Source organism: Pantoea sp. OVA07A, assembly GCF_019969975.1.
Lineage (GTDB): Bacteria > Pseudomonadota > Gammaproteobacteria > Enterobacterales > Enterobacteriaceae > Pantoea > Pantoea agglomerans.
Window position 1 is genome coordinate 528,888 of sequence record NZ_JAHXYM010000001.1, and the last position, 17,213, is coordinate 546,100.

At 53.7% G+C, this 17,213-nt stretch carries 16 protein-coding genes; 11 read left to right on the top strand and 5 right to left on the bottom strand.

The genetic code is table 11. The annotated features are described in order from the left end of the window. Positions 1-43 precede the first annotated feature (43 nt). Both cobO and LC417_RS02455 read right to left on the bottom strand, forming a co-directional pair. Positions 44-634 carry a cob(I)yrinic acid a,c-diamide adenosyltransferase gene (cobO, locus tag LC417_RS02450; protein WP_010670250.1) on the bottom strand — a complete coding sequence of 197 codons (591 nt, stop codon included), beginning with the start codon at positions 632-634 and terminating at the stop codon, positions 44-46. Continuing rightward, positions 634-1,395: a YciK family oxidoreductase gene (locus LC417_RS02455; RefSeq protein WP_223565409.1), complete on the bottom strand. Its 762-nt coding sequence runs from the start codon at positions 1,393-1,395 to the stop codon at positions 634-636. The genes cobO and LC417_RS02455 overlap by 1 nt, the downstream gene beginning before the upstream one ends. 173 nt (positions 1,396-1,568) lie before the next feature. Between LC417_RS02455 and sohB the strand changes: the two genes are divergently transcribed. Further along, on the top strand, positions 1,569-2,615 hold the full coding sequence (sohB, locus tag LC417_RS02460) for a protease SohB (protein ID WP_010244469.1): 1,047 nt from the start codon (positions 1,569-1,571) through the stop codon (positions 2,613-2,615). Between the two features lie 31 nt (positions 2,616-2,646). Here sohB and LC417_RS02465 read toward each other — a convergent pair whose 3' ends face one another. Next, positions 2,647-2,895, bottom strand: coding sequence for a YciN family protein (locus LC417_RS02465; RefSeq protein ID WP_033757844.1), 249 nt, complete (start codon positions 2,893-2,895; stop codon positions 2,647-2,649). 371 nt (positions 2,896-3,266) lie between these two features. Here LC417_RS02465 and topA point away from each other — a divergent pair, with 371 nt between their 5' ends. The 4 genes from topA to acnA all read left to right on the top strand — a co-directional run bounded on the left by topA (position 3,267) and on the right by acnA (position 10,988). Then, positions 3,267-5,891 (top strand): type I DNA topoisomerase, encoded by a 2,625-nt coding sequence (gene topA, locus LC417_RS02470; protein WP_010244475.1) that lies wholly within the window; start codon positions 3,267-3,269, stop codon positions 5,889-5,891. A gap of 184 nt (positions 5,892-6,075) precedes the next feature. Further along, positions 6,076-7,050: an HTH-type transcriptional regulator CysB gene (gene cysB / locus LC417_RS02475; protein ID WP_003853865.1), complete on the top strand. Its 975-nt coding sequence runs from the start codon at positions 6,076-6,078 to the stop codon at positions 7,048-7,050. Positions 7,051-7,546: 496 nt separating this feature from the next. Further along, the gene (locus tag LC417_RS02480) at positions 7,547-7,705 is read left to right on the top strand and encodes a YmiA family putative membrane protein (RefSeq protein WP_071778593.1); all 159 of its coding nucleotides are present in this window, start codon (positions 7,547-7,549) and stop codon (positions 7,703-7,705) included. Between the two features lie 601 nt (positions 7,706-8,306). Further along, entirely contained in the window at positions 8,307-10,988 is a 2,682-nt protein-coding gene (gene acnA / locus LC417_RS02485) for an aconitate hydratase AcnA (protein ID WP_223565410.1), read from the top strand. 348 nt (positions 10,989-11,336) lie between these two features. On the opposite strand, the gene ribA is transcribed toward acnA, so the two are convergent. After that, positions 11,337-11,930 carry a GTP cyclohydrolase II gene (gene ribA / locus LC417_RS02490; protein WP_010244482.1) on the bottom strand — a complete coding sequence of 198 codons (594 nt, stop codon included), beginning with the start codon at positions 11,928-11,930 and terminating at the stop codon, positions 11,337-11,339. A 227-nt stretch (positions 11,931-12,157) separates the two neighbouring features. On the opposite strand from ribA, the gene pgpB reads away from it, so the two are divergent. The 5 genes from pgpB (at position 12,158) to yciH (ending at position 15,776) form a co-directional block, all read left to right on the top strand. Further along, positions 12,158-12,916: a phosphatidylglycerophosphatase B gene (gene pgpB, locus LC417_RS02495; protein ID WP_033757837.1), complete on the top strand. Its 759-nt coding sequence runs from the start codon at positions 12,158-12,160 to the stop codon at positions 12,914-12,916. 134 nt (positions 12,917-13,050) lie between these two features. After that, positions 13,051-13,359, top strand: coding sequence for a LapA family protein (locus LC417_RS02500; protein WP_033757836.1), 309 nt, complete (start codon positions 13,051-13,053; stop codon positions 13,357-13,359). Between the two features lie 6 nt (positions 13,360-13,365). Beyond that, a complete protein-coding gene (gene lapB / locus LC417_RS02505) occupies positions 13,366-14,535 on the top strand; it encodes a lipopolysaccharide assembly protein LapB (RefSeq protein WP_010244490.1) in 1,170 nt (389 codons plus the stop codon). 198 nt (positions 14,536-14,733) lie between these two features. Continuing rightward, positions 14,734-15,453: an orotidine-5'-phosphate decarboxylase gene (gene pyrF, locus LC417_RS02510; protein WP_187484022.1), complete on the top strand. Its 720-nt coding sequence runs from the start codon at positions 14,734-14,736 to the stop codon at positions 15,451-15,453. After that, on the top strand, positions 15,453-15,776 hold the full coding sequence (yciH, locus tag LC417_RS02515) for a stress response translation initiation inhibitor YciH (protein ID WP_187484023.1): 324 nt from the start codon (positions 15,453-15,455) through the stop codon (positions 15,774-15,776). Before pyrF ends, yciH begins: the two co-directional genes overlap by 1 nt. Positions 15,777-15,852: 76 nt before the next feature. Here yciH and osmB read toward each other — a convergent pair whose 3' ends face one another. Continuing rightward, the gene (osmB, locus tag LC417_RS02520) at positions 15,853-16,068 is read right to left on the bottom strand and encodes an osmotically-inducible lipoprotein OsmB (protein WP_003853848.1); all 216 of its coding nucleotides are present in this window, start codon (positions 16,066-16,068) and stop codon (positions 15,853-15,855) included. A gap of 347 nt (positions 16,069-16,415) precedes the next feature. Here osmB and araD point away from each other — a divergent pair, with 347 nt between their 5' ends. Beyond that, entirely contained in the window at positions 16,416-17,114 is a 699-nt protein-coding gene (gene araD, locus LC417_RS02525; protein ID WP_010244508.1) for an L-ribulose-5-phosphate 4-epimerase, read from the top strand. Positions 17,115-17,213: the final 99 nt, after the last annotated feature.

The window sequence follows — 17,213 nt, forward strand, 5'->3', positions numbered from 1 at the left end:
GATCGCTAAAAACGCAGCCCCAGGGCTGCGTTTTCTTTTTCTGTTACCAGTCAATTCCCTGCTGAGCCTGTATCCCGGCATCAAAAGCGTGCTTAACCGGCCGCATCTCAGTCACCGTATCCGCCATCTCAGTCAGGCTGCGATGACAGCCACGTCCGGTAATGATGACGCTCTGATGCGCCGGGCGCTGTTGCAGGGCCGCTATCAGCTCTTCCAGTGGCAGATAATCCATGCTGACCATATAGGTGATTTCGTCGAGCACCACCAGATCCAGCTGCTCATCGGCCAGCATCCGTTTTGCATGCTGCCACACCGCCAGACAGGCGGCGGTATCCGTTTCGCGGTTCTGCGTATCCCAGGTAAAGCCGGTTGCCATCACCTGAAATTCAACACCGTGCTGTTCCAGCAGGTTTCGCTCGCCATTCGGCCAGTCACCTTTAATGAACTGGATAGCCGCCACGCGTTTGCCATGACCGGTGGCGCGGAGTGCGGTGCCAAAGGCCGCAGTCGTTTTGCCTTTGCCATTGCCGGTAAAGACCATCAGGATGCCACGAACCTCCGTGGCTGCAGCAATACGCGCATCTACCTGTTCTTTTAACCGCTGCTGACGCTGTTGATGACGATCGTCAGCCATTATTCAGCGGCTCCCGGTTTTCTGCCTGGCTGGGCATCAAAGCTGATCCCGGTTTTACGACGGCTGTCATCACCCATCAGATAAAGGTAGAGCGGCATCAAATCGGCAGGGGTTTTCAGCTTATTGGCATCTTCCTGCGGGAACGCGCTGGCACGCATTTTGGTTCGCGTCCCGCCCGGATTAATACAGTTCACCCGCAATGCCTGCGTTTTATACTCATCAGCCAGTACCTGCATCATGCCTTCGGTAGCAAATTTAGAGACGGCGTAAGCCCCCCAGCCCGCGCGACCGGTACGGCCCACGCTGGAGGTGGTAAACACCAGTGAACCGGCATCCGATTTTAACAGCAGCGGCAACAGCGCCTGCGTCAGGAAGAAGGTGGCGTCCAGGTTGATGTTCATCACCTGCTGCCAGACCTGTGGGTCGAGTTCAGCCAGCGGCAAAATCTCACCGAGGATACCGGCGTTATGCAGCACGCCGTCAAGACGCGGAAACTGTTGGGCCAGCTGTTCTGCCACCTGCTGGCAACGTTCCGGTGTCGCTTCGGCCAGATCGAACACCACAGTGTGAGCAGGGCAGAGATTAAGTTGATTGATCGCCTGTTCGACCTGCTGAAGCTTCTCAGGGTTACGGCCCATCAGGATCACTTCTGCGCCATAGCGGGCATAAGTCAGCGCCGCTTCCCGGCCAATGCCATCTGAAGCGCCAGTGACCAGGATAATGCGATGATTGAGCAGGTCGCTTTTCGGTTGATAATGCACAGCGGGGTCCTCCAGCGAAAACAGCATGATTCCGCTTTATGCCTGAATTTACGAATGGGCGCAATCGCCAACCCACGCATTCTGTGCCAGCTGCTGGCATTTCAGGCGACGAAGCGGGGCAAAACGGCTAAACTGGCGAACTGTTTTTGATTCTCAGTTTACTAAGGCGACCTATGGATTTTATTTCAACGTATGGACTGTTTTTAGCGAAAGTGGTGACACTGGTGGTTGCCGTCGCTGTGATTGTCATGATTGTGATGAATGCCGCATTACGCAAACGGGCACAAAACGGTCAGCTTCGACTGACTCATCTGGATGATGACTATCAACAGATGAAAGAGGATTTGCAGCTGGCAAAAATGAAGCCTCAGGCACAAAAAGTCTGGCTGAAAAATCATAAGAAAAGTGAAAAGCTGAAAGCCAAAGCGGAAAAGCAGGCGGCGAAGCAGGGGCAGACAGACAGTGCGAAGCCCACGCTCTATGTACTCGATTTCAAAGGCAGCATGGACGCCCATGAGGTGACTTCACTGCGCGAAGAGATTTCAGCCGTGCTGGCTGTGAAACAGCCTGGCGATGAAGTGCTGCTGCGTCTTGAAAGCCCTGGTGGCGTGGTTCATGGCTATGGCCTGGCAGCCTCGCAGCTGCAGCGTCTGCGCGATCAGGGTCTGCGCATCACGGCGGCCGTGGATAAAGTGGCGGCCAGCGGCGGTTACATGATGGCCTGCGTAGCCGATCGTATTGTGGCGGCACCTTTCTCGATTATTGGCTCCATCGGCGTGGTCGCGCAGATCCCCAATTTCAACCGCCTGCTGAAACGGAACGATATTGATATTGAGCTGCATACCGCCGGACAGTACAAGCGCACGCTGACGCTGTTTGGTGAAAACACCGAAGAGGGACGTGAGAAATTCCAGGAAGATCTCGACGAAACGCACCTGCTGTTCAAGCAGTTTGTCCACCAGATGCGCCCGTCACTCGACATCGATCAGGTGGCAACCGGTGAACACTGGTATGGACGCCAGGCGCTGGACCTCGGACTGGTTGACGAAATCGGCACCAGCGATGATCTGATCATCCGTCAGATGGATAAGTTCAGCGTGCTCGGCGTGCATTATGCCCGCCGCCGTAAGGTGATGGATCGCTTTACGCAGAGCGCCGGCTCTGTGGCAGAGCGCCTGCTGCTGAAACTCTGGCAGCGCGGCGAAAAGCCACTGCTCTGATGATGCGAAACCCGGCCTGCGCCGGGTTTTTTCATTCCAGGTGGTAGAGCGGCGATAGCACCACGGCAAGGTGTTTGAACACGTTAAACACCGCCGTGGTTTTAGCCGTCGGCACTCCATCGGCATCGAGAAAAAACGGTCCGCGAAATACCAGCACTTCACCCTGCTGAATCACCTCATCCGCCTGCATTCCCGCTAAATAATCATCATGTTCTTTGATCAGCGCATTGGCCTTTTCCAGCAACGCCTGGCGGGAAATAGCCTGAGTTGAACTCTGCATTTATTCACTCCTGTTTGACAGTACTCCAATCCTTTCTATATTACTGGCGAGTCACAGGGTGTGACAAATCGGTGTAATCGATGAAAACCTGGCGTAAGTCCGGGCTGAGTGCTAATTAAGTTGCGTAACAGATTTTATCAGGTAGAGTGTGGGCGATTCCGATTTCAGGGATTTTGCACCAGGATGTGCGATGAGTTCAGATAGAAAAAGCACTCTTTATCATGCAGTTGCATAACGCCACATCATCTGATCTGAGATTGACCCCTCCGCCTTGAAATGTTAAACAGGCGCAGCAATATTGAACCCATTGGGTTTTTGGGCATCCAATCCTCTCCCGTTAAGCAGGATGTTTTCATTAGGTAAAGGTAAATATGGGTAAAGCACTCGTTATTGTTGAGTCCCCGGCAAAGGCTAAAACAATCAATAAATACCTGGGTAGTGATTACGTGGTTAAATCCAGCGTGGGTCATATCCGGGATCTGCCGACCAGTGGTTCAACCGCGAAAAAAAGTGCTGACGCCTCGACAGATAAGAAAGTCAAAGACGCTTCGACTGACAAGAAAGTCAAAAAAGTTAAAAAAGATGAGAAGGCCGCACTCGTCAGCCGCATGGGTGTTGACCCCTATCACGGCTGGGAAGCGGACTATCAGATTCTGCCCGGCAAAGAGAAAGTGGTTGCCGAACTGAAGGCGTTAGCCGCCAATGCTGACCACATCTATCTCGCAACCGACCTTGACCGCGAAGGGGAAGCCATTGCCTGGCACCTGCGGGAAGTGATTGGTGGTGATGACTCGCGCTTCAGCCGCGTCGTGTTTAACGAAATAACCAAGAATGCGATTCGTCAGGCGTTTGAAAAGCCGGGCGAACTGAATATTGATCGGGTTAATGCTCAGCAGGCGCGTCGCTTTATGGACCGCGTGGTGGGCTACATGGTCTCGCCACTGCTGTGGAAAAAGATCGCTCGTGGTCTCTCTGCCGGACGTGTGCAATCCGTTGCCGTTCGCCTGGTGGTGGAACGTGAACGTGAGATTAAAGCTTTTGTTCCCGAAGAGTACTGGGAAGTTAATGCCGCGCTGACCACGCCGAAAGGCGATGAGCTGTCGATGGACGTGACGCACAAAGGCGATAAAGCCTTCCGTCCGGTCAACCGCGACGAGACGTATGCCGCCGTCGCGCTGCTGGAAAAAGCGCGCTATGAGATCGTGGATCGTGAAGATAAGCCGACCAGCAGCAAGCCGGGCGCGCCTTATATCACCTCGACACTGCAGCAGGCTGCCAGCACCCGTCTCGGCTTTGGCGTTAAGAAGACCATGATGATGGCCCAGCGGCTGTATGAAGCGGGCCACATTACTTATATGCGTACCGATTCGACCAACCTGAGTCAGGATGCGGTCGCCATGGCGCGTGGCTATATCGAAAGTAATTTCGGTAAAAAGTATCTGCCTGAAAACGCCATAACTTACGCCAGCAAAGAGAACTCCCAGGAAGCGCACGAAGCGATTCGTCCTTCTGATGTGGAAGTGGTGGCGGAAAAGCTGAAAGATATGGAAGCGGATGCGCAGAAACTCTATCAGCTGATCTGGCGTCAGTTTGTTGCCTGTCAGATGACACCAGCAAAATATGACTCCAGCACCATTACTGCCGCCGCCGGTGATTTCCGGCTCAAAGCGAAAGGCCGTATTCTGCGTTTCGACGGCTGGACCAAAGTGATGCCTGCGCTGCGTAAGAATGATGAAGATCGTACGCTGCCTGCGGTAAGCGTGGGTGATGTTCTGGACCTGCAACAACTGCTGCCCGGTCAGCACTTCACCAAGCCACCGGCGCGCTTCAGCGAAGCGTCACTGGTGCGCGAGCTGGAGAAGCGCGGAATTGGTCGTCCATCCACCTACGCCGCCATTACCTCGACGATTCAGGATCGTGGCTACGTACGGGTTGAAAACCGCCGTTTTTATGCGGAAAAAATGGGTGAAATCGTCACCGATCGTCTGGAAGAGAACTTCCGCGAACTGATGAATTATGATTTCACCGCCCGCATGGAGAGCAACCTTGACCAGGTTGCCAATAACCAGGCGCAATGGAAAGCGGTACTCGACCACTTCTTCACCGATTTTACCCAGCAGCTTGAACTGGCTGAGAAAGATCCTGAAGAGGGCGGGATGCAGCCGAACCAGATGGTGCTGACCTCGATTGACTGCCCGACCTGTAGCCGTCCGATGGGGATTCGAACTGCCAGTACCGGCGTCTTCCTGGGCTGTTCCGGCTATGCGCTGCCACCTAAAGAGCGCTGCAAACAGACCATCAACCTGATCCCGGAAAATGAAGTTCTCAATATTCTGGAAGGGGATGATGCTGAAACCAACGCCCTGCGTGCCCGTCGTCGCTGCCAGAAGTGTGGCACGGCCATGGACAGCTACCTGATCGATAACGAACGTAAACTGCATGTCTGTGGTAATAACCCGGAGTGTGATGGTTACGAGATTGAGAAGGGCGAATTCCGCATCAAAGGCTATGACGGCCCGGTAGTGGAGTGCGAGAAGTGTGGTTCGGAGATGCACCTGAAGATGGGACGCTTTGGTAAGTACATGGCGTGTACCAATGAAGAGTGCAAAAACACCCGCAAGATCCTGCGCAGTGGTGAAGTTGCTCCGCCGAAAGAGGATCCGGTTCCGCTGCCAGAGCTGGCGTGTGAGAAGTCAGATGCTTACTTCGTGTTGCGTGACGGTGCGGCGGGCGTTTTCCTCGCGGCCAACACCTTCCCGAAATCACGCGAGACGCGTGCGCCGCTGGTGGAAGAGCTTCAGCGCTTCAAAGATCGTCTGCCTGAGAAGCTGAAATATCTGGCCGACGCGCCAGCAGCCGATCCGGAAGGCAACAAAACGCTGGTGCGTTTCAGCCGCAAGACCAAACAGCAGTATGTCTCCTCAGAAAAAGAGGGCAAGGCAACCGGCTGGTCCGCCTTCTATATAGATGGCAAATGGCAGGAAGCGAAAAAGTAATCCCTGAAGGCCAGCGCTCGCTGGCCTTTTTCTGAGCCTTATATCAATCCGTTCTACTCTCTCACTTAAACTGATATAGTTGTTATAGCATTTCCGACCTTTCCTGATGCATAGCATCTTTTTACCCTCGCGACTATACGTCAACCGGGGATGCGACTCTGTAACTTACCGGGATGGAATAGATATGAAATTACAGCAGTTGCGCTATATCGTTGAAGTGGTCAATCACAATCTCAACGTCTCTTCGACGGCGGAAGGTCTCTACACCTCTCAACCCGGCATCAGTAAACAGGTGCGTATGCTGGAAGATGAACTGGGCGTGCAAATCTTTGCCCGCAGCGGTAAACATCTCACCCAGGTCACGCCTGCAGGGGAAGAGATCATCCGTATAGCGCGTGAAGTTCTCTCCAAAGTGGATGCGATTAAATCGGTAGCCGGTGAACACACCTGGCCTGATAAAGGCTCGCTCTATGTCGCAACCACGCACACCCAGGCTCGCTACGCGCTGCCTGGGGTGATCAAAGGATTTATTGAGCGCTATCCTCGCGTCTCTTTGCACATGCATCAGGGTTCTCCGACCCAGATCGCCGAAGCCGTCTCCAAAGGTAATGCGGATTTTGCCATCGCCACCGAAGCCCTGCATCTCTATGACGATTTAATCATGCTGCCGTGCTACCACTGGAATCGGGCAATTGTGGTGACTGCCGATCATCCGCTGGCCGGAAAAGGGCAGGTCACCATTGAGGAGCTGGCTGAATATCCGCTGGTGACCTACACCTTTGGCTTTACCGGGCGCTCAGAACTGGATACGGCTTTCAATCGTGCAGGTTTAACGCCACGCATCGTCTTTACCGCGACCGACGCCGACGTAATCAAAACTTATGTCCGCTTAGGTCTGGGGGTTGGCGTTATCGCCAGCATGGCAGTAGATCCGGTGGCCGATCCTGACCTGATTCGCATTGAAGCCGCCGATATCTTTACCAACAGCACTACTAAGATTGGATTCCGCCGCAGCACCTTCCTGCGCAGCTATATGTATGATTTTATCCAACGTTTTGCGCCGCACCTGACGCGCGATGTGGTAGATACTGCGGTTGCGTTGCGCTCCAATGAAGACATTGAAGCGATGTTTAAAGATATCAAACTGCCGTTTAAATAGAATTTAACCTCCCCGCGTAAACATAAGGCTGCCTGGTGCAGCCTTTTTTGTCTCCAGGCTTTAGCGCCAAATGAGACTCAAAAGTTTTTATGATTTTTTTGTAAATGAAACATTGATCACATGTTTCCTCATCGGGCTTTCTTAAATGCGAATTACAACACATTTTTAACTATGTCACTTTGCGGCTTGCCAGGAATATTCCCATACTCCAGTTAAGAGCTAACGTGGGAAGCCACTAAACATAAGGTTCTTAAGTGTTATCTATAGTTTTGAGTGGATCTGTTTTTAAATTAACTCAAATTTTTTAGCGGGTTTTTTAATTAAATATTAGTTCCGGTATTAATGATTTCTTACGTTACCTGAGCTCATTGATTAATACCGTTAATCGTTGTACTCAATAAAAATAACTGGATTTTTGGCCTTAACGCGTTTAGGATTCCTCCTAAATCTTAATCGATGTTATCAATCATTTTGTTGAGAGTGATTATCAAAAACTATGAATACACGACTGACTGTACAACCGGGTTTCCCGGCAAAAAGCACCAAGGTTGAGCGTACCGGCAACACTCGTCGCAAAGCCTGGTTAACCGTATTCGCTGCCTCTGCGCTGTTTTGGGTAGTTGTCGCGTTAATGATTTGGCGTATCTGGGGTTAAAGCCATGTGGGCAAATACACTCAGCCATAAACGTTCCCTGACCTCGGGTCAGCACAAGACGGTCTCCTGTAAAGGAAAAGAACCCCTTGCAAAGGACGAAAAAGTGTCTATCCCCGATTCATGGGATTTGAGTGATAACCAGAGACTTTTTATTGAGTCGTTTCTGGACCCTAAAAACAAATAACGTTGTCAGACCATTTCTTCGTCACTGTTCTTTTAAAACCGGAATTTCCGGTGGGCCTATAAATGCCCTTACCACATCCTGTACGACCAAAGGGTGTCGCCTCTTTCTATAAGGTGACCGCAAAAACTTTTACGCCCGATTCCGGCGAAGGAGTGAACCAAATGAATATTATTAAAATGTCCTGGCTCAGCGCGTATGCATTCTCCTTTGCGTTCTGGTCTGCGGCGGTGTGGATAACCCTGTAATTTGAATTAAAATCACCTTTTCATGATGCCTCGTGACTTCACGGGGCATTTTCGTTTGCGATCGATTGTAGCAATTTGTGTTGTAATCAAAACGTTAACGAAATTGTGGTCTATCTTTAACATAAACCTTTGTCTCTCTGAGGTTTAAAGACCATGAATGAAAGGAGGAGCTATGTCGTCTACCCTACGCGAGCAGAGTCAGGAAGTACTGCAGGTCGACACCAAAAAATATCACATCTTCAGTCTTCCCCATGCTGCTCAACACCTTGGCAATATCGATCGCCTGCCAAAATCCCTTAAAGTCCTGCTGGAAAATTTACTGCGCTATCAGGATGGTGACTCTGTTACGACGGAGGACATCCAGGCGCTGGTTGACTGGCAAAAAGATGCCCACGCCGATCGTGAAATTGCCTACCGGCCAGCCCGTGTATTAATGCAGGACTTTACTGGCGTGCCTGCGGTAGTCGACCTTGCTGCGATGCGAGAAGCAGTGAATCGGCTAGGCGGCGATGTGGCGAAAGTTAATCCGCTGTCACCGGTTGATCTGGTTATCGACCACTCGGTGACTGTCGACCATTTTGGCAATGATGACGCGTTTGAAGAGAACGTCCGGCTGGAGATGGAGCGAAACCATGAGCGCTACGTCTTTCTCCGCTGGGGCCAGAAGGCGTTTGATAAATTCCGCGTGGTGCCACCAGGAACCGGTATTTGCCATCAGGTGAACCTGGAATATCTCGGCAAGGCAATCTGGCATGAAACCGTTGATGGTGAAGAGTATGCCTGGCCCGATACGCTGGTCGGTACGGACTCTCACACTACCATGATCAACGCGCTTGGCGTGCTGGGGTGGGGAGTAGGGGGAATCGAAGCCGAAGCCGCCATGCTCGGTCAGCCTGTCTCAATGCTTATCCCGGATGTGGTGGGTTTCAAACTTACCGGCAAATTGCGGGCGGGTATTACGGCAACCGACCTTGTGTTGACCGTCACCCAGATGCTGCGTAAGCATGGCGTCGTCGGTAAATTCGTTGAGTTTTATGGTGATGGCCTGGCCGATTTGCCGCTGGCAGACCGCGCAACCATCGCCAATATGGCACCGGAATATGGCGCAACCTGCGGATTCTTCCCGGTTGATGACGTCACGCTGAGCTACATGACCCTGACCGGACGCGATGCCGAACAGGTAGCGTTAGTGGAAGCTTATGCCAAAGCGCAGGGTTTGTGGCGCAACCCTGGCGATGAGCCGCGTTTTACCAGCACTCTGGCGCTGGATATGAATGAGGTGGAATCGAGTCTCGCAGGACCAAAACGTCCGCAGGATCGGGTGTCGCTGGGTGATGTGCCCGCCGCGTTTGATGCCAGCAACGAACTGGAAGTGAATCAGGCGCAGAAACCCCATAAAATCGTTGAGTATACCGACAGTGATACCGGGCTGACGCATAAGCTGACCGATGGAGCGGTGGTGATCAGTGCGATTACCTCCTGTACTAACACCTCCAACCCCAGCGTCTTAATGGCGGCCGGTTTACTGGCGAAGAAAGCGGTCGAGCGGGGGCTGAAACGTCAGCCGTGGGTCAAAGCCTCGCTGGCACCCGGTTCTAAAGTGGTTTCAGACTACCTGGCCGTCGCGCAACTGACCTCTTATCTCGACGAGCTGGGCTTTAATCTGGTTGGTTATGGCTGCACCACCTGTATCGGTAACTCCGGCCCGCTGAAAGATGAAATCGAGTCTGCGATCAAAGCAGGCGACCTTACGGTGGGTGCTGTGCTGTCCGGCAACCGCAACTTTGAAGGCCGTATTCATCCGCTGATTAAAACCAACTGGCTGGCGTCGCCGCCGCTGGTGGTGGCCTACGCGCTGGCGGGTAACATGAAGATTAACCTGCAGACCGAGCCGCTGGGCCACGATCGTCAGGGCCAGCCGGTCTACCTGAAAGATATCTGGCCTTCTCCGGAAGAGATCGCTACGGCCGTGCAGCAGGTCACCAGCGACATGTTCCATAAAGAGTACGCTGAAGTCTTCGACGGTACGCCAGAGTGGCAGGAGATTAAGGTGAGTGAAGCCGCGACTTACGACTGGGATGAGGGCTCGACTTATATTCGTCTGTCGCCTTTCTTTGACGATATGGAGAAAGAGCCTAAGCCGGTGCAGGATATTCGCGGTGCGCGGGTGCTGGCCATGCTGGGCGACTCGGTCACCACTGACCATATCTCACCTGCGGGCAGCATTAAAGCGGAAAGTCCGGCCGGACGGTATCTGCTGTCACACGGCGTGGAGCGTATAGACTTTAACTCCTATGGTTCGCGTCGCGGTAACCATGAAGTGATGATGCGCGGCACGTTCGCCAACATCCGTATCCGCAATGAGATGGTACCCGGCGTGGAGGGCGGTTATACCCGACACTACCCAAGTGGCGAACAGCTGGCCATCTATGATGCGGCAATGAAATATCAGGCGGAAGGCGTGCCGCTGGCGGTCATCGCGGGTCTTGAGTATGGCTCTGGTTCAAGTCGCGACTGGGCGGCGAAAGGACCACGTCTGCAGGGGGTCAGGGTAGTAATTGCGGAATCTTTTGAGCGTATTCACCGCTCAAACCTGATTGGGATGGGCATTCTGCCACTGGAGTTTCCGCAGGGCTTGACCCGCAAAAGCCTGGGGCTGACCGGTGAGGAGCGCATTGACGTGGAAAATCTTCAGGCACTGACGCCTGGCTGCAGCGTTAAAGTGACGCTGACCCGTGCCGACGGCAGTAAGGAAGAGCTGGACACTCGCTGTCGCATCGATACCGGTAATGAGCTGACCTATTACCGCAATGACGGCATCCTGCACTACGTTATCCGCAATATGCTGGACTGATAAGAAAGCCGGGGAAACCCGGTTTTTTTATGTGGCTTACAACGTCTGTAATAAGAAGCTGTGAGACCGTGGCTGCACAGGGAAAGGGAACATGGTCAGATCGGAAAGACGCAAAAGCGGTCATCCATGACATGCTAGGCCCGCGCAATTACGCACCTCATCCCTGAGGTGCGCCCGTACCGGGCCAACGCTTTGCGTTGTTCAAAAACGCTCCCGGCGTTTTTATCCGGGCGGCGGGACGCTTTCCTCTTCTGACCGTGCACCCTGCGCGTTGAGCTAATCCGTTGCTTGAGGATTCTCTCAGATTGGGCTTCTTAAATGGTCAGATGCCAGTGAATCCCAGCTTATTTATGACTTCGGCAGCAGATGCCCCATCTTTTCCGCTTTCGTATCCAGATAGTGCGCATTCTTAGGATTACGTCCCACGACCAGCGGCACGCGTTCAACAATGTTGATCCCGGCTTCGCTAAGGATCTCCACTTTACGCGGGTTATTAGTCAGCAGTCGCACTTCATTGACGCCCAGTAGTTTGAACATATCGGCGCACAGCGTGAAGTCGCGCTCATCGGCGGCAAAGCCCAGCTGATGGTTCGCTTCTACCGTGTCATACCCTTTGTCCTGCAACGCATAGGCGCGGATCTTATTCAGCAGACCGATGTTACGGCCTTCCTGACGGTGATAGAGCAGTGCGCCGCGACCCTCTTCTGCGATGGCATTGAGAGCGGCTTCCAGCTGAAAACCACAGTCGCAACGCAGGCTGAAGAGTGCATCGCCGGTCAGGCATTCAGAGTGAACGCGCGCCAGTACCGGCTCGTTATCATTAATATCGCCAAAAACCAGTGCAACGTGGTCATGTCCGGTTGCCAGTTCTTCAAAACCAACCATCAGGAAATCTCCCCATGGCGTGGGCAGTTTGGCTTCTGCCACCCGTTTAAGCTGCATGTGACTCTCCAGAACCTTCAGAGGATGCACTATCATCATGATAGTGCACAGGCCAGTGTGGCCCGACAAACGTGCAATATTGTGCCACAACCCGCAAGCGGGCTGGTAATCTCTGATACCAATTGCAGTGATAAAGCACAATTATCCAATCGGCAACGGTTATGTTATTCTTTTTTAAGCTAAAGTTATGCAATTGCTCTCTTTTGACGCCGGGATAAGGGAAGAGGATGTTTAAGATTTCACGTCGTACCACCTTTGGAATGCTGCTGCTGCTGATCATGCCGGTTGCGGTCTGGCTGAGCGGCTGGCGCTGGCAACCAGGCGAAAGCAATGTGCTGCTGAAAGGTCTCTTCTGGATGACCGAGACCGTCACCAACCCCTGGGGCATTGTTACCAGCGTCGTGCTGAGTGCCTGGATGCTCTGGTGCCTGCGCTTTCGGCTGAAGCCAGCCATCCTGCTGTTGCTGATCATGAACGCCACCATTCTGGCCGGGCAATACACCAAATCCTATATCAAAGAGCAGATTCAGGAGCCGCGTCCTTATGTGATCTGGCTGGAACAGCATCACGGGCTGGATGAAAAGACCTTCTACGAGATGAAGCGCAAACAGCGTGGCGAGATGGTAACCTCACTGATTGCCGATGAGACGCAGATCCCAGGCTGGCTGAAACGGCACTGGGCGTTTGAAACCGGTTTCGCGTTCCCGTCGGGACATACTATGTTTGCCGCCAGCTGGGCGCTGCTGGCATTGGGTCTGCTCTGGCCGCGTCGGCACTATAAAACCGTGGTGGTGATCTTTCTGTGGGCCACCGGCGTAATGGCGAGTCGTCTGCTGCTGGGCATGCACTGGCCACGGGATCTGGCGATGGCAACCATACTCTCCTGGCTACTGGTCACCATTGCCACCTGGCTGGCGCAGCGATTCTGTGGCCCGCTGACGCTGCCGCCGGAAGAGCAAAAAGAGGTGGCGCAGCGGGAGCCCTGATTGTAATTCACCCGTAAGACCCCATATTATTAGACGGGCCTGCGTAAAAGCGACCCGCCCGATGCTGCTGGGAGCAGCATTTTTGCTGGAGTTTTGGCATAATTCTACCCGACAACCTCACAACAGGATGCACTGTGAAATATTTGCTGATTTTTTTAGTGGTACTGGTCATTTTCATTATTTCCGTCACCCTGGGTGCGCATAACGATCAGGTCATTACATTTAACTATCTGCTGGCGCAGGGTGAGTTCAGCATCTCGACCTTACTGGCATCCCTGTTTGGCGCAGGTTTCGTGCTTGGCTGGATCATCTGCGGTCTGTTCTGGTTACGGACCCGCGTCTCCCTGGCGAATGCCAACCGGAAAATTAAGCGTATGCAGACCCAAATCGAGCAGAGTACTGCCCTGGCGACCACGCCATCTTCTTCGGCTGGCCGGGAATAATCCCTGATGCATGAATTGCTGTTTCTGTTACTGCCGGTGGCGGCAGCGTATGGCTGGTATATGGGCCGTCGCAGCGCGCATCAGGATAAGCAACAGGAAGCCAACCGACTGTCACGTGAATATGTCGCTGGCGTAAACTTTCTGCTCTCCAATCAGCAGGACAAAGCGGTCGACCTTTTCCTTGAGATGCTGAAAGAGGACAGCGGCACGGTTGAAGCACACCTGACGCTGGGCAATCTGTTCCGTTCGCGCGGGGAGGTCGACCGCGCCATCCGCATCCATCAGGCTTTAATGGAAAGCGCCTCCCTGAGCTATGAGCAGCGTCTGCTCGCCGTACAGCAACTGGGCCGCGACTATATGGCGGCGGGCTTATATGACCGCGCGGAAGACATGTTTAAGCAACTTACCGATGAAACTGACTTTCGGGTGGGTGCGCTGCAGCAACTGCTGCTGATCCACCAGGCAACCAGCGACTGGCAGCAGGCGATTGAGGTTGCGGAACGGCTGGTTAAGCTTGGCAAAGAGAAGCAGAAAGGCGAAATAGCCCACTTCTACTGCGAACTGGCTCTGCAGGCGATGAGCAGCGACGATCTCGATCGTGCCATGAGCCTGCTGAAGAAAGGGGAGTCGGCCGATCGCAACAGCGCACGCATCTCGATCATGATGGGCCGTATCCTCATGGAAAAAGGGGATTACGCCAAAGCGGTGGGCCATCTGCAGCGGGTGCTGGACCAGGATAAAGAGCTGGTGAGTGAAACGCTGGGGATGCTTGAAACCTGTTTCCAGCAGCTCAATCAGCCAGACGCCTGGTCAGAGTTTCTTCATCGCTGTGTTGAAGAGAACACCGGCGCAGCTGCAGAGCTCTATCTGTCTGACATCCTTGAGCAGCAGCAGGGGCCCGAAGCGGCCCAGAATTACATCAGCCGTCAGCTGCAGCGTCATCCTACCATGCGGGTGTTCCACCGCCTGATGGATTTAAATCTGCATGAAGCGGAAGATGGCCGGGCGAAAGAGAGCCTGATGGTGTTGCGTGACATGGTCGGCGAACAGATCCGCACCAAGCCGCGCTATCGCTGCCAGAAGTGCGGCTTTACCGCCCACGCACTCTACTGGCATTGCCCATCCTGCCGCACCTGGTCTTCGGTTAAGCCTATCCGCGGCCTCGACGGCCAGTAAACCGGCCGCTGCAGCCGCACCATTAATAGCTCATTATAGTTACAACATACTATAGGTTGAATTAGCTTACAGCCCTCAGCAACAGAGCAGAATTTGCCAGGCAGAAGGGCAATGGCGATTGTGATGGTCAGACACCGCAGGTAGAATGCTTGCCGTTTGTCTATTGCGCCTGCGGGCGCCTGTTGCAGAGGAAATGCCATGCCTTCACCCCACAACGTGACCGCTTCGCCGATTCTGGTAGCGCTGGATTATCATGACCTCGACAGCGCACTGCGTTTCGTCGACCAGATCGATCCCCGCAGTTGCCGCCTTAAAGTAGGCAAAGAGATGTTTACGCTATTTGGCCCCTCGCTGGTTAACACTCTGCAGCAGCGCGGCTTTGAAATCTTCCTCGATCTTAAATTCCACGATATTCCCAACACCACCGCTCATGCCGTGGCGGCCGCTGCCGATCTCGGGGTCTGGATGGTCAACGTTCATGCCAGTGGCGGGGCACGGATGATGAACGCGGCGCGTGAAGCGCTGCTTCCCTTTGGTAAAGAGGCGCCCCTGCTCATTGCGGTGACTGTACTGACCAGTATGGATGCAGAGGATCTCAAAGGGCTGGGCATTACGCTTTCTCCTGCCGAACAGGCAGAGCGACTGGCGAAGCTGACACTGTCTTGCGGGCTGGATGGTGTGGTCTGTTCCGCCCATGAGGCTGTCCGCTTCAAACAGGTTTTAGGTCAGGAGTTTGCGCTGGTTACGCCGGGGATTCGCCCGGCAGGCAGTGATGCTGGCGATCAGCGTCGCATCATGACACCTGAGCAGGCGAAGCAGGTGGGCGTGGACTATATGGTTATCGGGCGTCCGATCACCCAATCCGCCGATCCTGCCGCCACTCTGCAGGCGATCCTGCACAGTCTGGAGACACAATAATGGCGAAGGATAATCCACTGGTTTACTCAACCGACAGCGGGCGCATTACCCAGCCGGAGCCAGCGAAGGATCGGCCAAAAGGGGATGGCATTGTGCGCATCCAGCGTCAGACCAGTGGTCGCAAGGGAAAAGGCGTCTGTCTGATCACCGGTATCGACCTGGACGACGCGGCATTGACGCTGCTGGCGGCCGAACTCAAAAAGAAGTGCGGCTGCGGGGGTTCGGTGAAAGAGGGTGTTATCGAGATTCAGGGGGATAAGCGCGATTTACTGAAAAGCCTGCTGGAAGCCAAAGGCATGAAGGTCAAACTGGCGGGTGGCTGAAAAAAATCGGGCTACCGAAGTAGCCCGATTGTTGTGTAGATGCTTAGCGTAGCCGATTATTCTTTTAATAAGGTCTTTAGTGGACCTGATGACCGATAATACCACCGACAGCGGCGCCACCGACTGTGCCGAGTGCGCTACCATTGGTCAATACTGAACCCCCAATCGCACCCGCGCCCGCGCCAATAGCGGTGTTGCGGTCACGTTTAGACCAGTTAGAACAGCCGCTCAGTGCAACAGCTAACGTAGTCGCCAGTACAACGGCAGTGATTCGTTTCATTGTTGTTGTCATACACTTCTCCTTTGATGTGCTCACAGAGGCAACACTCTTAGTATAGCTCCGATATTTCCTCAGCCCGCTTGTGTCGCATCATTGCCGCATCCGTGTCGGCATGGAAATGTGATCACCATGGACAAACCGTTTGTAGCGGGAGAGTCGCAATGTAAACCCGACAGGGCCACGCATTGCCTGAGAGGATTCTAAGCGTTCTGGTTAAATTCCGAAGATAGAAAATTCTGAAATCACGACACATTTTTGCATTCACAGCCATTCCTTCTGCGTTTATAGCCATTTGCTCCATAACTCTTTCGCGTCCGACTCCGCAAAATTCAGGGACGATTGTCAGCAGGAGAAAATAGATGCTGGAACACCTGAAACAACAGGTTCTGGAAGCGAATCTGGATCTACCCAAATACAACCTGGTGACCTTCACCTGGGGCAATGTCAGCGCTGTTGATCGCGAACAGGGTTTGCTGGTGATTAAACCTTCCGGCGTGCGCTATGAAGTGATGAAGCGCGACGACATGGTCGTGGTCGATCTGGCGAGTGGCGACGTGGTGGAAGGGGATAAACGCCCCTCCTCGGACACGGCGACACACCGCGCGCTTTACCTCGCCTGGCCGGAGGTGGGTGGCATTGTCCATACCCATTCGCGGCATGCGACCATCTGGGCCCAGGCAGGACGACCGATTCCTGCCTGGGGAACCACCCACGCCGATGACTTCTATGGTGAGATCCCCTGTACCCGGTCGATGCGCAATGAAGAGATTCAGCACGACTACGAGTGGAACACCGGTGAGGTGATTATCGAGACTTTTGCGCAACGTGGGTTGTCTCCTTCGGCGATCCCGGCGGTACTGGTCAACTCTCATGGCCCGTTTGCCTGGGGGAAAGACGCTCATGCTGCGGTACACAGCGCGGTTGTGCTGGAGGAGGTGGCGTATATGGGCCTGTTCAGCCAGCAGCTGACCGCTAATCTGCCGCCGATTAACCAGACGCTGCTTGACCTGCACTACCTGCGAAAGCATGGCGAGAACGCCTGGTACGGGCAAAAATAGCGAGCGGGACGCCACGGCGTCCCGTTTTTTTAGTCTCATCTGAGACTGGTATGGCGATCTCCATCATAGTTATCAAAACAACAGGTCATTAAAAATAAA

What these genes read in the sequence shown, in the direction of transcription:
- acnA (WP_223565410.1), top strand. Translation starts at nt 8,307, where the DNA reads ATGTCGTCTACCCTACGCGAGCAGAGTCAGGAAGTACTGCAGGTCGAC.
- LC417_RS02465 (WP_033757844.1), bottom strand. Translation starts at nt 2,895, where the DNA reads ATGCAGAGTTCAACTCAGGCTATTTCCCGCCAGGCGTTGCTGGAAAAG.
- cysB (WP_003853865.1), top strand. Translation starts at nt 6,076, where the DNA reads ATGAAATTACAGCAGTTGCGCTATATCGTTGAAGTGGTCAATCACAAT.
- LC417_RS02480 (WP_071778593.1), top strand. Translation starts at nt 7,547, where the DNA reads ATGAATACACGACTGACTGTACAACCGGGTTTCCCGGCAAAAAGCACC.
- pgpB (WP_033757837.1), top strand. Translation starts at nt 12,158, where the DNA reads ATGTTTAAGATTTCACGTCGTACCACCTTTGGAATGCTGCTGCTGCTG.
- pyrF (WP_187484022.1), top strand. Translation starts at nt 14,734, where the DNA reads ATGCCTTCACCCCACAACGTGACCGCTTCGCCGATTCTGGTAGCGCTG.
- sohB (WP_010244469.1), top strand. Translation starts at nt 1,569, where the DNA reads ATGGATTTTATTTCAACGTATGGACTGTTTTTAGCGAAAGTGGTGACA.
- araD (WP_010244508.1), top strand. Translation starts at nt 16,416, where the DNA reads ATGCTGGAACACCTGAAACAACAGGTTCTGGAAGCGAATCTGGATCTA.
- yciH (WP_187484023.1), top strand. Translation starts at nt 15,453, where the DNA reads ATGGCGAAGGATAATCCACTGGTTTACTCAACCGACAGCGGGCGCATT.
- lapB (WP_010244490.1), top strand. Translation starts at nt 13,366, where the DNA reads ATGCATGAATTGCTGTTTCTGTTACTGCCGGTGGCGGCAGCGTATGGC.
- topA (WP_010244475.1), top strand. Translation starts at nt 3,267, where the DNA reads ATGGGTAAAGCACTCGTTATTGTTGAGTCCCCGGCAAAGGCTAAAACA.
- ribA (WP_010244482.1), bottom strand. Translation starts at nt 11,930, where the DNA reads ATGCAGCTTAAACGGGTGGCAGAAGCCAAACTGCCCACGCCATGGGGA.
- osmB (WP_003853848.1), bottom strand. Translation starts at nt 16,068, where the DNA reads ATGACAACAACAATGAAACGAATCACTGCCGTTGTACTGGCGACTACG.
- cobO (WP_010670250.1), bottom strand. Translation starts at nt 634, where the DNA reads ATGGCTGACGATCGTCATCAACAGCGTCAGCAGCGGTTAAAAGAACAG.